Source organism: Mesocryomonas lacus, from assembly GCF_055730135.2.
On sequence record NZ_JBUZWE020000004.1, the window covers coordinates 128,200 to 142,042 of the forward strand.

General features: G+C 65.7%; 15 protein-coding genes. 7 read left to right on the plus strand and 8 right to left on the minus strand.

Features of this window, described 5'->3' with window-relative positions:
* Positions 1-19: 19 nt before the first annotated feature.
* Entirely contained in the window at positions 20-730 is a 711-nt protein-coding gene (locus tag ACZLZY_RS07900; RefSeq protein ID WP_472933685.1) for a GntR family transcriptional regulator, read from the minus strand.
* A gap of 92 nt (positions 731-822) precedes the next feature.
* On the opposite strand from ACZLZY_RS07900, the gene ACZLZY_RS07905 reads away from it, so the two are divergent.
* The gene (locus ACZLZY_RS07905; RefSeq protein WP_472933686.1) at positions 823-1,857 is read left to right on the plus strand and encodes an Ldh family oxidoreductase; all 1,035 of its coding nucleotides are present in this window, start codon (positions 823-825) and stop codon (positions 1,855-1,857) included.
* Positions 1,858-1,926: 69 nt separating this feature from the next.
* Here ACZLZY_RS07905 and mnmA read toward each other — a convergent pair whose 3' ends face one another.
* A complete protein-coding gene (gene mnmA / locus ACZLZY_RS07910; RefSeq protein WP_472933906.1) occupies positions 1,927-3,120 on the minus strand; it encodes a tRNA 2-thiouridine(34) synthase MnmA in 1,194 nt (397 codons plus the stop codon).
* Between the two features lie 300 nt (positions 3,121-3,420).
* On the opposite strand from mnmA, the gene sciP reads away from it, so the two are divergent.
* A complete protein-coding gene (gene sciP, locus ACZLZY_RS07915) occupies positions 3,421-3,714 on the plus strand; it encodes a CtrA inhibitor SciP (RefSeq protein WP_188849569.1) in 294 nt (97 codons plus the stop codon).
* Positions 3,715-4,081: 367 nt separating this feature from the next.
* On the opposite strand, the gene ACZLZY_RS07920 is transcribed toward sciP, so the two are convergent.
* The gene (locus tag ACZLZY_RS07920; RefSeq protein WP_472933687.1) at positions 4,082-4,438 is read right to left on the minus strand and encodes a flagellar export protein FliJ; all 357 of its coding nucleotides are present in this window, start codon (positions 4,436-4,438) and stop codon (positions 4,082-4,084) included.
* A 365-nt stretch (positions 4,439-4,803) separates the two neighbouring features.
* On the opposite strand from ACZLZY_RS07920, the gene ctrA reads away from it, so the two are divergent.
* Positions 4,804-5,499: a response regulator transcription factor CtrA gene (gene ctrA, locus ACZLZY_RS07925; protein ID WP_472933688.1), complete on the plus strand. Its 696-nt coding sequence runs from the start codon at positions 4,804-4,806 to the stop codon at positions 5,497-5,499.
* A gap of 217 nt (positions 5,500-5,716) precedes the next feature.
* On the plus strand, positions 5,717-6,151 hold the full coding sequence (locus tag ACZLZY_RS07930) for a DUF2231 domain-containing protein (protein ID WP_472933689.1): 435 nt from the start codon (positions 5,717-5,719) through the stop codon (positions 6,149-6,151).
* Positions 6,152-6,239: 88 nt separating this feature from the next.
* Here the strand turns inward: ACZLZY_RS07930 and ACZLZY_RS07935 are convergent, their stop codons facing one another.
* Positions 6,240-6,614 carry a response regulator gene (locus ACZLZY_RS07935; protein ID WP_472933690.1) on the minus strand — a complete coding sequence of 125 codons (375 nt, stop codon included), beginning with the start codon at positions 6,612-6,614 and terminating at the stop codon, positions 6,240-6,242.
* A 147-nt stretch (positions 6,615-6,761) separates the two neighbouring features.
* Complete coding sequence (chpT, locus tag ACZLZY_RS07940; RefSeq protein WP_472933691.1) at positions 6,762-7,469, minus strand: histidine phosphotransferase ChpT; 708 nt, start codon at positions 7,467-7,469, stop codon at positions 6,762-6,764.
* A 282-nt stretch (positions 7,470-7,751) separates the two neighbouring features.
* Here chpT and ACZLZY_RS07945 point away from each other — a divergent pair, with 282 nt between their 5' ends.
* On the plus strand, positions 7,752-8,348 hold the full coding sequence (locus ACZLZY_RS07945; RefSeq protein WP_472933692.1) for a DUF1134 domain-containing protein: 597 nt from the start codon (positions 7,752-7,754) through the stop codon (positions 8,346-8,348).
* Positions 8,349-8,571: 223 nt separating this feature from the next.
* Positions 8,572-9,669, plus strand: a complete 1,098-nt coding sequence (locus ACZLZY_RS07950) for a coiled-coil domain-containing protein (protein WP_472933693.1) — start codon at positions 8,572-8,574, stop codon at positions 9,667-9,669.
* Here the strand turns inward: ACZLZY_RS07950 and ACZLZY_RS07955 are convergent.
* Positions 9,642-10,466, minus strand: coding sequence for a TrmH family RNA methyltransferase (locus ACZLZY_RS07955; RefSeq protein ID WP_472933694.1), 825 nt, complete (start codon positions 10,464-10,466; stop codon positions 9,642-9,644). The two genes, ACZLZY_RS07950 and ACZLZY_RS07955, sit on opposite strands and share 28 nt — an antisense overlap.
* A gap of 201 nt (positions 10,467-10,667) precedes the next feature.
* On the opposite strand from ACZLZY_RS07955, the gene ACZLZY_RS07960 reads away from it, so the two are divergent.
* Positions 10,668-11,129, plus strand: a complete 462-nt coding sequence (locus ACZLZY_RS07960) for a hypothetical protein (protein ID WP_472933695.1) — start codon at positions 10,668-10,670, stop codon at positions 11,127-11,129.
* A 184-nt stretch (positions 11,130-11,313) separates the two neighbouring features.
* Here the strand turns inward: ACZLZY_RS07960 and ACZLZY_RS07965 are convergent, their stop codons facing one another.
* Both ACZLZY_RS07965 and ACZLZY_RS07970 read right to left on the minus strand, forming a co-directional pair.
* Positions 11,314-13,227: a methyl-accepting chemotaxis protein gene (locus ACZLZY_RS07965; RefSeq protein WP_472933696.1), complete on the minus strand. Its 1,914-nt coding sequence runs from the start codon at positions 13,225-13,227 to the stop codon at positions 11,314-11,316.
* Positions 13,228-13,461: 234 nt separating this feature from the next.
* Positions 13,462-13,812, minus strand: coding sequence for a DUF8776 family protein (locus tag ACZLZY_RS07970; RefSeq protein WP_472933697.1), 351 nt, complete (start codon positions 13,810-13,812; stop codon positions 13,462-13,464).
* Positions 13,813-13,843: the final 31 nt, after the last annotated feature.

Consider the following 13,843-nt stretch of genomic DNA (forward strand, 5'->3'; position numbering starts at 1 on the left):
GTCACCGGCCGCCCTGCGGTCAGCCGGTAGCGTCCCCCTGAACGGAACGAGGGGCGGCGCCCGCCCCCTCCGCCGCACCGGCGAGAAAGCCGGTATAGAGATCACGCGTCCGTTCGATGTGCGACAAGAGCAGGTCGGCGGCCTTCTTGCTACGCCTATTCCCGACCATTTCCAGCAATTGCACATGCTCGTCGAGCGAGGCGGCGTTGAGGGCCGGGGCGAGCGACAGCCGGCTGCGCAGCGCCTGGATGCGAAAGGCGATGGCGGTGAAGGCCTCGCCGAGAAAGCGATTGCCGGCGGCATCGACGATGGCCTGGTGAAAGGCGCCGTCGAGAACGCGGTAGGTTTCGGCATCGTCGCCGGTTGCCGCCTCCTGCATGCCGGCGACGATCTTCTCCCACCGGCGGCAGAGCCCGTCGCCGTCCCGCTCCATCGCCAGGCGGAGAGCGGCGCCTTCGAGGACGGCGCGCATTTCAGCGAGGTCGCGAACCTCCTCCGCCGTCATCGCGAAGACGAAGGTGCCGCGCTGCGGGTGGATCTCGACAAGGCCTTGGCGCTTCAACTCGATCAGCGCCTCCCTTACCGGTGTCTTGGAGACGCCGAGTTCCTGGGCAAGGGCGATCTCCGACAGCGGCGCGCCGGGCAGCAGGAGACCACGGACGATGCGGTCGCGGATCGACTGCGCCGCCTGTTCGGTCAGGGAAGGATGACGGGTCAGCGCCAGGGTCACGGTCAGCCTCGCAGGGTCGAATATTGCAACGGTCTTATCACTGAGATATCAGATGTGTGGCGCCAAACGCCAGATATCAGCAGGAAATTGTCATGCCGGAAATCCTGATAGACGCGCCTGCTCTTGCCGCGAAGGCCGCTGGCAGCCTGCGCGAGGCCGGTGTCTCTGAGGTCTCGGCCGCCGCCACCGTGCGGGCGCTGATGCATGCCTCGCTGGCGGGGGTCGACAGCCACGGCGTGCGCTTGCTGCCTCACTACTGCAGCGTCGTCACAGGGGGGCGGGTCAACGGCGATCCCCGCGTCACGGTCCGGCGCAGCGGGCCGGCGACGGCGATCGTCGATGGCGATGACGGGCTCGGCCACCTCACCGCCTACCGCGCCGCCGAGACGGCCGTCGAGATTGCCCGCGAGAGCGGCATTGGCGCGGTCGGGGCCATCCGCTCGTCGCATTTCGGTGCGGCCGGCGCCTACGCTTTGGCGATCGCCGAGGCTGGCATGGTGGGCTTTGCCACCACCAACAGCGATTCTATCGTCGGCCTGTTCACCGGCCAGAAGCCGTTCCACGGCACCAACCCGCTGGCCTTCGCCGCCCCGGTGCCGGGGGAAAAGCCATGGCTGTTCGACATGGCGACATCCTCGATCCCCTACAACCGCATCCTCCTCTACCGCTCGCTCGGCAAGGCGCTGCCACCGAACGTCGCGGCCGACGTCGACGGCGTGCCGACCGAAGACGCCGAAGCTGCGGAAATGCTCTTGCCGGTCGGCGGCGAAGGTTTCGGCTTCAAGGGCGCCGCGCTGGCGGGGGTCGCGACGCTGCTGTCCGCGATCCTGATGGGCACGTCGCTCGACCATGAAATGCTGCCGATGGGGGGCGAGGACGTCTCGACGCCGCGCAACATGGGACACTTCTTCATCGCCATCGATCCCCAGCGCTTTGCCGGCGCGGATGTTTTCGCGGCCGGCATGCGCCGCTACCTCGACGCGCTGCGCTCGAGCCCGGCGGTCGAGGGCGGCATGGTGATGGCGCCCGGCGACCGGGAGTGGGCCACGGTGCGCCAGCGCCAGCAGCACGGCATTCCGCTCGACCCGGACACCGCGGCTTTCTTCGGGTTCGGCGCTGGGAGTTGATCGACCCAGCTGTGATGGTCGATGCCCGGTGTCGGCCCCGCGCCGGCCCCTCGGAAAAGCGTGAGTAGGTCAGGCGCTGGCGGCGACCCGCTGGGCAGGCGGGGACAGGTGCATCGCTTGTTCGGCCACCGACACGGTGCGGGCGATGATGCCGCCGCCGAGGACGCGGGCACCCGCTCCCTCGCCGGCATAGAAGACACAGGCCTGGCCTGGCGCGATGCCGTCCTCGCCGGCGGCAAGGTCCACGGTGATCTCCCCGCCGTCCTCGCCGAGCCGGGCCGGCGCCGGCGGCCGGGTCGAGCGGACCTTGACGAAAAGGTCTTCGCCCGCGGCCGCCGCTTCGGCCAGGGCGACATCGCCGAGCCAGTTTACCGTGCGCAGAACCAGGCGCCGCGTCGCCAGCGCCTCGCGCGGGCCGACGACAACCTGGCCGGTCGCCGAGTCCAAGGCGACGACAAAGAGCGGCTCGGGCGTCGACAGCTTGATGCCGCGGCGCTGGCCGATGGTGAAGTGCACGATGCCCTCGTGCCGGCCAAGATGCCGGCCATCGACGTGGACGATGTCGCCGGGCGTGCCCGCGCCCGGCATCAGCCGCTCGATCACGTCGGCATAGCGCCCCTTGGAAACGAAGCAGATGTCCTGACTGTCGGGCTTGTCGGCGACGATCAGCCCAAGCTCTGCGGCGATCTCGCGCGTTTCCGGCTTGGTCAGGCCGCCCAGCGGAAAGCGCAGGAAGTCGATCTGCGCCTGCGTGGTCGCATAGAGGAAGTAGCTTTGGTCGCGGTCGAGATCGGCCGGCCGGTAGAGCCCGCGGTGCGGCGACCCCGCCTGCCCCGGCCGGCTGTCGATATAGTGTCCGGTCGCCAGCGCCTCCGCGCCGAGGTCCTGCGCCGTCGCCAGGAGATCGCGGAACTTGACGGTCTGGTTGCAGGAGACGCACGGGATCGGCGTCTCGCCGGCGATGTAGCTCGCCGCGAAGGGATCGATCACTGACTTGCGAAAGATCTCTTCGTAATCGAGGACGTAGTGCGGAATGCCAAGCGTCTCGGCCACACGGCGGGCATCGTGAATGTCCTGGCCGGCGCAGCAGGATCCCGCCCGCCGCGGCCCATCGCCGCTGCTGTAGAGCTGCAGCGTGATTCCGACGACGTCGTAGCCTTCCCCCTTGAGGATCGCCGCGACCACCGAGGAGTCCACGCCGCCGGACATCGCGACGACGACCCGCGTGTCTTTCGGTGCCTTGGGCAGATCGAGGCTGTTCAGCATGTTGGGCTCCTCCGCCGCGAAAAACGGCGAAAATAAATCACTGACGGGCTTTTAGCCCCCGGGACGGCAGATGCCAACGCAGTGCGGCTTTTGTACCGCAGCTCGCGGCCGATTCACGCCAATGTGCTGTAATCCCGAGACTATTGCGGCATGCCTGGATCGTTAGGTGGCGATTGATCGGCATCGAGGGCCGTTCAACGTGTTATCAAATGATTACAGTGGGTTTAGCGGAATTTTAAAAGCGACGCGGTAGGTTTTGATGGCGATTAGGTCTTTGAGTTTGATGTAGAGAGTACAATGACCGATCAGGTTAGACCACGTGTCAAGTACGTTATCGGGCCCGATGGGAGCCCGTTGACGATAGCAGACCTTCCCCCGTCGAACACCCGTCGCTGGGTCATCCGCCGCAAGGCGGAAGTTGTGGCGGCGGTGCGCGGTGGGCTACTAAGCCTCGATGAAGCGTGCTCGCGCTATACCCTGACGGTGGAGGAGTTCCTCTCCTGGCAGGTCTCGATCGACAGCCACGGTCTTGCCGGGCTTCGAACGACCCAGCTGCAGGAATATCGCAAGAAAATCGACATGCATCACTAAGGCGGTCTGCGACCGCAACGACAAATCAGCCGGCTCTAGCCGGCTTTTTTGTGTTCTGATGGATGAGGATGTTTCTGGCGATCGGGGAGTTGCACTTCTGTCTGACGAAGCAAGACCTCGGCCGCCTCGGCGGCTGAGGCGCCCTGCCCTCATCGTCGCGCGCTCGCTTCCAGCGGGCTCAGCCAACCTCCGCGCAACAAGAGGCACGCAGCCTCCGGCGCTGCGAGAAGCGCGCCAGCGCGGGCCGGACAGCCGTGACGGCCGGCGGCGCAGCCTGATAGCAGCCGACGGGCGCCACACCCGCGCTTTCGTTCAGACCGTCTCTCCCGGTGGGGCCGGACAGCGCCCTTGAGGGCGCCGATCCGTTTCAGGCGTTCGCGGCGCGGCGGTCCTCGGCCTCGTCGCGCTGTTCCAGCTTCTCGGCATTCACCAGTTCCGCCTCGGATTCCTCCTGGGCGATCTTGGCGGCGTTGAGCTGGACGCGAAGATCCTTGACGGAATTCATCAAATTGTCGCGACGTGCGCGTGCCGCCTTGGCGAAGGTCGGATAGGCGAAGTGGGTGATATCGGTGATCCCCGCCTTCTTCTCTTCGTTGACGATCTGGGCTTCGAGATCCCCCGCCATCCGCGCGAACTCGCCCATCATGAGCTCGAGTTGCTCGACCTGCCGGCGTTTCTCGTTCACCTTGAAACGCGTCAAGCGTACGAGATTATCCCGCTTCATCCTGTCATCCCTGATCCTGGAGGCGGCCTTGGCGGCAACCTATCTCTGCGCGTGCGACGGAGGTTTCAGGCAAGCCTCGCGGCCTATGGCTTTAACGATCTGTTTACGCGCAACGTTAATCATAGGCGTCAGGATTTAAGGCTCGGTAAATCGAAAGCCGCGGATTCCTTCCGAATGTCGGGCCGGGAATGCGTGGCAAAAGCCGCATCGAGACGCTAGGACGCACGTGACTGCCTCGACCCCGCCGACGTTCGGCTACAAGAATTGTTAACCATTCCGTGCCAAATTTCAGGAACGGAACACGACGAACGAAGACGATTGCCGGACGGGATAATCCGGCAGGCTCTGCGAAAAAGGAAATGCTGATGCGCGTTCTATTGATCGAGGATGATAGTGCGGTCGCGCAGAGCATCGAGCTGATGCTGAAATCCGAGAGCTTCAACGTCTACACGACGGATCTCGGTGAAGAGGGCGTAGATCTCGGAAAACTCTACGACTACGACATCATCCTGCTCGACCTCAACCTGCCGGACATGTCCGGCTACGAAGTCCTGCGGACGCTGCGCCTCTCCAAGGTCAAGACGCCGATCCTGATCCTCTCCGGCATGGCCGGCATCGAGGACAAGGTGCGCGGCCTCGGCTTCGGCGCCGACGACTACATGACCAAGCCGTTCCACAAGGACGAGCTCGTCGCCCGCATCCACGCCATCGTCCGCCGCTCCAAGGGCCATGCCCAGTCGGTCATCAACACCGGCGACCTCACGGTCAACCTCGACGCCAAGACGGTCGAAGTGAACGGAACCCGCGTGCACCTGACCGGCAAGGAATACGCGATGCTGGAGCTGCTCTCGCTGCGCAAGGGCACGACGCTCACCAAGGAAATGTTCCTCAACCACCTCTACGGCGGCATGGACGAGCCGGAACTGAAGATCATCGACGTCTTCATCTGCAAGCTGCGCAAGAAGCTGGCCACCGCCACCGAGGGCAAGAACTACATCGAGACCGTCTGGGGCCGTGGCTACGTGCTGCGCGAGCCGGAAATGGACACCAGGGCCGCCTGATACCCGTCAGGTCTGGGTTTTCGACAAAACACCCGCGGTGCCCCGGCATCGCGGGTGTTTTCGTTCGGGGACCCGTCGGAAGTCCGCGGAGACACGCCGTCCTCGACGGCGTTAACGGACGCTCAACCATGGCGGAGGGTTCTCCGGAACGGGGCGGCGGGCGAACGCATTTTCGGCACAGATTGTCCTGCTGCAGATAGACGTGATCCCGATACCGATGAGCATACTCGCAACCACGCAGCGCCGCGGCATACCCAGCTATCCCGCGAAGACGATCATCGCCGCCATGGCCGGCGCCTGTTTCCTCGCGGGATTTGTCGCCGATCTCGCTTTTCTCGGGAGTTCCGACCTGGCCTGGGCGATCCATGCCGCTTGGCTTGTTCTCGCAGGTTCGGTCGCCAGCGGTTTTGCGGTGATGGCAGCTTTCATCGGCGCCGCCCGGCAGCGCGGCGAACGGCAGCGGCAAAGCTGGACAGGGCTTCTTGGATTTTGCACCGTATGGGGATTGTCGGTGGCGAGTGCTTTCGTCCACAGCAACGGGGTGGCGAGCTACCCTTCGGGACTGGCGCTCTCGGCGCTGATCGCAGCGTTCGTGATGGCGATGGGCAGGGCTGAGTGGCAAGCGGTTCGCGGCGCCTATTCCGACGCTTGACGCATCACATCTGAACAGAGCGGCGCCGAAAGAACTACCGACTTAAAGAAGGCCTGCCCGGTTTAACGACCGAGCAGGTCTTTTTTCGTCAGGCCGCCTTGTTGACGTAGGGGGTCAGCCAGTCGCCGAGGCTTTGGCGGGTGAAGGGCTTGTAGATGAAGCCGGTGCACCCGGCCCGCTTGAGCCGCGTCATCAGGCCAAGATTGGCGTCGACGAGACAGGCGAGGACCACGGGCTTGGCGCCTTGCGGCATGGCCCGGACAGACTTGACGAAGGTTTCTGCCGGCACGTCGGATAGGTTGCCCGAAACGATGATGATGTCGGGCAATTCGCCTTGGCCAAGGATTTCCATCGCCTCGGCGCCCGAAGCGGCGTTCGCCACCGTGAAGTCCAGCTGGAAGATGATCCGGGTCGCGACCTTCCGGATGACACTGGACTCGTCGATGATCAGGCAGGTCTGCATCGCTCACTCCCGGAGGGGCGACGGATGCGAGGCGTCCGCCGGCTTTCCCCGAGAGCTAACCTATCATGTTTGCGTTATCGTTAGAGAGCACGGGTAAGATTGAGTGAATGCCCGCCTTTTCCGGTGCCAAGGGGGCAGCCTCAAGGCTCAGGCTTCGGCAGTGACCGGTTGCGGGGTCGCCGTGACGCTGACGGCATCCGTGTCCTCGACCTCGGCGATCGCCTTCGGGCCGACGGTAAAGGTCGCGGTATCGTCGGTCTGCGTCAGCTCGACCGTCAAGCCGAGCTCCTGGGCCAAGAGAAGCGTGTAGTAAGGCTGGACGCCATGCGCGTCGATCGGCTCGGTTACCGGTTCGTCCGAGAGGAGTGCGCGGAACTTCGCTGGCACCCGCAACGGCGTCCCGATCGCCTGCAGCGTAAATTTCGGTTCAGGCGTCAGCTGGGTGATGTCGACACGCACCTCGCGGCCGCGCGGGACCGAGGCATTGGCGATCACGACGAGATTGAGGATCAGCTTGGCGATGTTCTTGGCGACATAGGCCCGCTCCCCGCTCCAGCTGAGGGCCGCCCGCTCGAACCCCATCAGGCCTTCCGCCACCTGCTTGGCATCGCCGAGATCGATCTGGGCGGCCGAGGATCCGGACGCGCCATATGCGATGCGGGCGAACTGCAGCTTGGCCACCGCACTCTTGGTGGAGTTGCGCACCAGGGCCATGGACTCCTCGTCGCCCGGCATTTCGTCGAGCAGCTCGAGGCCGCTCTGCACGGCGCCGACCGGCGAAATAATATCGTGGCAGAGCTTGCTGGCGAGAAGCGCGGCAAGGTCGGGCGCCGATACGTGAGGGAGATCCGTCATCGTTGATCCGTTCGAAATGCTGAAAGAGTGGGGTCGTGCGTGGAACGCGAATCACCGTCCCCGGCGTTCGCGGCCAGAATGAGTCCGTGGTCCCCCGCAGTCAATGCGCGAGGCCAGTGCGCGCCATACGAACGGCGCCGGACAAAGGCGTTAGCGGTTTGAAAAGCATATTCTGATGAGATGCGGGGAAACGGGCCCCTGCGGCTCCGACGTGTCTTTGGCATCACGCTTTGCGGATGCCTTGCGGGTCCCGCACGACCGAAAGATCGAGAGGAAACCGACATGCATCGCTTTTTTCACAAGATGAGCGGGCTGGTTGTTCTGGCGGTCGCCGCTGCCACGCTCAGCGTCGGCGCCGCGTCCCCGGCCATGGCCCAGCAGCAGCAGCCGCAAAGTGGCGGCTACCAGATGGAAGAGATCGTCGCCGAGGGGCACCGCTTCTTCGGCTCCACCTCGGGTGGCCTCGCGAGCGTCGTCGAGAAGGCGTTCAAGACCTACGGACTGCCGAATGGCTACATCCTGGGCGAAGAGGCCTCTGGTGCCTTCATCGCCGGCCTGCGCTTCGGCGAGGGCACGCTGTTCACCAAGAATGCCGGCGAGCACCGGCTGTTCTGGCAAGGTCCCTCGCTTGGCCTCGATGCCGGCGGCGACGGGGCGCGGACGATGATGCTGGTCTACAATCTGCCGTCGGTCGAAGGCGTCTACGGCCGCTTCGGCGGCGTCACCGGCAGTGCCTACCTCGTCGGCGGCGTCGGCATGACGCTGCTCACCCGCGACGACGTGATGATCGTGCCGGTCAAGACCGGCCTTGGTGCACGACTCGGCGTCAACCTCGGCTACCTCAAGATCACGCCGATGCCGACCTGGAACCCTTTCTGATCCATCAGAACAGGAGACCGGCATGGGACAAGCCGGCGCGACCGGAGACGGCTCGTCGTCTTCCGTCGGGCGGACGCATCGTTTTTCCAGCCAATGATCGGACCGGGCGAACCGGCCTCCGCACCGTTCCGGTTTGTCCTGAGGTGTTGTAGGTTTATGGCCTTACGGTCGCCCGCCGGCGCCTTTGCCCGACGACATTTGCCTCAGCCTCTCCAGGATTTCGATGATTGCCACCGTCCTGACGTTCCTCTTCGGCGTGCTCGTGACCCTTCTGGTGGCGATCCTCGTCATGCCGCTGGTGTGGCGAAAGGCGCAGAGCCTGGCGCGGCGCGACTTCGAGGCGACGATCCCGACCTCGGCCAATGAAATTCGCGCCGGCTACGACCGCGTCCGCGCCGAAGCCGCGATGTCGGTCCGGCGTCAGGAAATCCTGGCGGCCCGCGCCAACGAGAAGTCCGCCCGCACCCAGGCCGAGCTCGGACGCGGCACGGTGGAAAACGTCGAGCTGTTGAAGCGTGTCCGCGGCCTGACCGCCACGATCGAACAGCGGGACTCCGAGATCACCAGCCTGTCCGCCGAGGCAGCGCGGCTGTCGGCCGAGCACGAGACGCTCTCCACCCAGCTCGCAGCGGTTCAGGCGGAGGCCGCCACCACCGCCGAAGAACTTGCAACGCTCGCCGACCGCTTCGACGAACTCGGCGAGATCGCCGAGGAGCGCAAGATCCAGCTGATCGCTGCCGAGGCAAAGCTCGACCGGTTTGCCGATGATGACCGCGCTCTCCAACGGGGCGAGCGCGAGGCGCAGTCCGCGATCGACCGGCTGCACGACGAGGTCAGCTCTGCCCAGCGCAGTTTTGCCGAGGAGAAGGCGGCGGCCGCAGCGCTCCGCGTCAAGCTCGACGCCAAGATCGGCGAACTTGCCGACCGCGACGACGAGATCACCGGCTTGAAGCAGCAGATCGCCGACGCGGCCAAGAAGGACGCCGACGCTGCGTCAGCAGCCTTGCCGCAGGCGGCGGGCACCGGCTCTGCCGGGCAGCGCTTGCGGGCAGCGCTCGAGCGTCAGAACGGCCGAGCGGACGTCACCTCGGCCAGTCCCGCCGAGATTGGCGACGCGATTTCAGACCTTGCCGCCCGCGTCATCCGCATGGTGGCGGTGTCGGAGGGACCGACATCGCCGCTGGCCCCTTTGATCAAAACCGATCCCGCGCCCGCCCGCCCTGGCCCGCGGACGCTGGCCGAGCGGGTGGCCTTGCTGACGGATCCCGAGGCGCGGGGCGCAGCCGCTGCCGCTCAGCCGGAGCCCGCGCGGCCGGCATAGATCCGGTGAAGGGCGATGGCGGCCGAGGTCGCGACATTGAGGCTGTCGAAGCCCGGCGCCATGTCGATCCGCACCGTCTCCATCGCCTGCATCAGCGAAACCGGCAGGCCCTCCCCTTCCGTCCCCAAATACAACGCGGTCGCCCCGGGACGCTCCAGCGCTTCGGCGCCGAGCTGCCCGCCGGGCGATAGCGCGACACAGCGGAAGCCGGCCGCGACCAATTGCTCAGCTGCGGCCGCCCCCGTCGCCACCCGCCGATAGGGGACGGTGAAGACGCTGCCGACGGAGACGCGGATCGCCTTGCGGTAGAGCGGGTCGCAAGAGGCGTCGTCGACGAGCAACATGCCGGCCCCGAAAGCCGCGGCATTGCGGAAAATCGCCCCCATATTGTCGTGGTTGGATATCCCGACCGCCACGACGACGCAGCCGCCGGCCGCGGCCAGGCGGCGAAGCGTCCCGTCGTCCTCGCCGGCATCCGGAAAGCGCTGCTCGCCATGGGCGAGCACGCCGCGGTGGACGGGAAAACCGGCAATGCCGTCGAAGGTCGCGCGATCGGTGACGTGAACCGGGGTCGAGGCCGGCAGGCGCGCCAACAGCGGCTTCAGGCCCTCCAGCCGGTTTTCCAGAATGAGAAGGCGAGTAGCGGCAAAGCGTGGCGATTCGATCAGCTGGCCGATGACCACCGTTCCCTCGGCGATGAAGCCGTTGCGCCCGACAAGATCGCGCTCGCGCACGTCGCGAAAGACCGAGACGCGCGGGTCGTCCGGGTCGGTTACGCGCAGATATCGCTCGTCCATCGCTTGCTTTCGAAAGGTGGCGGCCCGTCGCCGCGTCAGGGCCCGGCGTGGCCGGACGACAGTTTCGGGTAACCGCCCGGCCGCAGCATGACGGCCATGCGACCGGCGGCTTCACGAAATGCGTTCTGCCACGTGACAAAGTGTCCGCACGGCGCGGACGAAAGTCTTTACTTATCAGGTGAATCAGAAGAACCAAGTCGCATGCGCCATCGTCTCATCCTTGCCGGCCTGATCATCACGAGCCTCAGCGGCTGCTCCGGCATGAACGCCCCGAAGATCGATCTCTCGGGCATGGCGTTGCCGCGTTTTGAGCTGTTTCGCTATGGCGTGCCGGAAACCAGCGTGGCGACGACGCCCTACACGCTGACGCCGGTGCAGCTGGCCGACGTGAAGGCGCAGTTCTCCGCCGAATTCGAGGATGGGCGGACGCTGGAGTTCGGCCCGGTCTCGGCGCGGCGCCAGTCTTCGGGCGACCTGGTAATCTGCGGTCTCGTCAACATCAACGAGGCCAGCGGCTCGGCGTCGGGGATGACGCTGTTCGACGGCAGCGGCAAGCCGAACACCGCAGATGGCACCCTCGCCTTTAAGGCTCGCCGCGTAGCCGGTGCCAATGCGAAGGCGATCGACATCTACAGCGCCTGCCGCGACGCCGGCGTGCTCTAAAACCAATAAGACGGAGCGTCCTTTGTACGTCCTCCAGGACGTACAACGCTCTGAGGCCGGATAAGCCGGATGCTCGCCACCGCCCTTGCAGCACGATGACCAAGGCCACCGAGCGCGTGTCGCAACCGGTGGCCTTTCTTTGTCAAATGCGTGAGGCTGCCGTATCAGCGGCAAGCGCGGGCGGTCAGAATTCCTCCCAGCCGTCCTGGGCCGGCACCGCCTTGACGGCGGCGCCGCCGCTCCCGGTCTGACGCATCTGGACGACCCTTCCGGTGTCCCGCGCGAGCGGGGCGCGTGGCGGCGCGGCCTGCCGCCTGGCGGGTGCGGAATGGCTGGTCCGGAACTGCTGGACGAGGCCGGCGAGTTCCGTCGTCTCCGTCGACAGGTTCTGTGCCGCCGCGGTGGTCTCCTCGACCATGGCAGCGTTCTGCTGGGTCACCTTGTCCATTTGGTCGGCGGCGACCGAGACTTCGCGCAGGCTCACCGCCTGCTCGCGTGCCTTGGTGGCGATGCCGGCGACGGCGCCGGCCATTTCCGCCACTTGCGTCACGATCTCGTCGAGTGATTTTCCGGACGCCGTCACCAGCGCGACGCCCTGCTCGACCTGGCTGCGCGAGGTGGAGATCAGCGTCTTGATCTCCCTGGCGGCATCGGCCGAGCGCTGGGCGAGGCCCCGCACCTCTTGGGCGACGACGGCAAAGCCCCTGCCCGCCTCGCCGGCCCGCGCCGCCTCGACGCCGGCATTCAGCGCCAGAAGATTGGTCTGGAAGGCGATCTCGTCGATCACCCCGATGATCTTGCCAATTCTGTCGGAGGAGGTCTCGATCTGGTTCATCGCCTCGACCGCGCGCCCGGCGACCTCGCCGCCACGTTCGGCATTCTGCTGCGCGGTGGCGGCGGTCGCCTGCGCCTTTTCCGCGCTCGTCGCTGCCTCGTTGACCGAGCGCGTCACCTCGCTGAGCGCCGCGACCGTCTGTTCGAGGCTCGCCGCCTGCTGCTCGGTGCGCTGGGCAAGGTCCCCGGACGCCACGGAAATCTCGTTGAGGCCGATCCGGATGACGCCGACGGCACCAACGACAGACCCGATCGTCGTCTCCAGCTTGCCGACGCTTTCGTTGAAGGTCGCGCGGATCGGCTCGAACTCGGGCGCCACCGCCTGATCCATGCGCACGGTGAGATCGCCGTCCGAGAGGGCCGCAAAGCCGCGCTCGACCGCCTGGACGAAGAGCCTGAGGTCATCGGCCTTGGCGTGGTCGACGGCCTTCTGCTCGTCCTGCCGCGCCGCCTGGGAGCGCTGCGCGATAACCGCCGCCTCCTCGAGTCGGATCTTTTCGAGCGCCGCCAGCTTGAAGCTCTCGACCGCCCTCGCCATCTCGCCCACTTCGTCGCGGCGATGAGTCGAGGGAACGTCGAGTTGCGTGTTGCCGCCGGCAAGGCCGCGCATCGCCTGTGTCATCTGCGTGATCGGCCGGCCGACGGATCGGGCGAGGAGCAGCCCGAGACCGATCGCCAGAAGTCCCTCGAAAACCGCGCTGCCGGCGAGAACCTTCACCGCCGTCGCTTCGGCTTCATCGGAGGCGGCGACCCGTCCGGCGACGATGGATTTCTGGGCCTCAGCGATGGACACAAGGATCGCTTCGCCGTCGCCGAGCCCGATCTTGCCGGTCATGGCCAGGGCTTGCTTGCGCTTGGTCGGCTCCCGCCAGAGCGCCATCTGCGGCTCGGCTTGCTCCTTCTGCCATTTCGCCACGAATTCCTGAAGCTGCGAAATGCGCTCGCGCTGCTCCGGCAAGACCGTCTCCTGCGTGAAGCGATCCGCCTTGGCCGCGAAATCCGTCTGTGCCGCCTGGTAGGCGGCGACGAAAGTCTCGTCACCGGTCAGAAGGAAGCCCCGGACCGCGCTCTGCTGCTCGAGCATGGACTTCGACAGGTGCTCGACCTCGGCCGAGAGGAGCATGCTGTTGCGGTTCGCGTCGTCCAGCGCGGCGACGGCCTGGATCTTCTGGTAGACGAGGCCGGTGGCGACGCTCGACATCACAAAAATGGTCGCGAAAGCGATCAGCAGCTTCCGAGAGATGCGAAGGTTCTGGAAGGACATGGACTCTGCTTTCAGATATGCGGGGGCATGCCTGAAACATAAGTCGCGGCTAATAAAATCCCGTTAAGGTTGATGCTTCTTTGACACCGGCCTTCCATCGATCAACCAAGCGCGCCGGGGAGGCCCACAGTGCCCACCAAGCAGTCGCAAGGCGGACAAGAGCAGTCGCCGAGACGAGCGGGACAGCGCGGAGAAACCCGAAGGTGGATGGCGTCCTGGCGACTTATAGCCGGTTCAGAAGAACTCGGTATCGCCTTCGTCCTCAACCTCGACCGTGGCTTCAGGCGCATCTTCGAGGCGGCGACGGAGCTCGCCGAGGGTGATCAGCTGCAGCGCTTGCGTCGGGTTGAGTGTCAGGTCCACTGGCGACGCCATGGCGAGGCAAGCGGTGAACTCCGAGAGGTTGGCGAGGATCTGCTGGGTGTGGTCGATGCTCTGCGTGGCACGGATATAGTCGGCATCGTTCAGGCGGGCCGCCACATCGTCGGAGAAGGCGAGATGGTGGAAATCATCCGTCGCATCGGCCAGCGCGTGCAGCTCGTACGAAAGGCGGGCGAGGATCGAGGAAACTTGCGTTTGCGACATGGGAGCGGTCCTGGTCGGAAGGGGAGCAGAC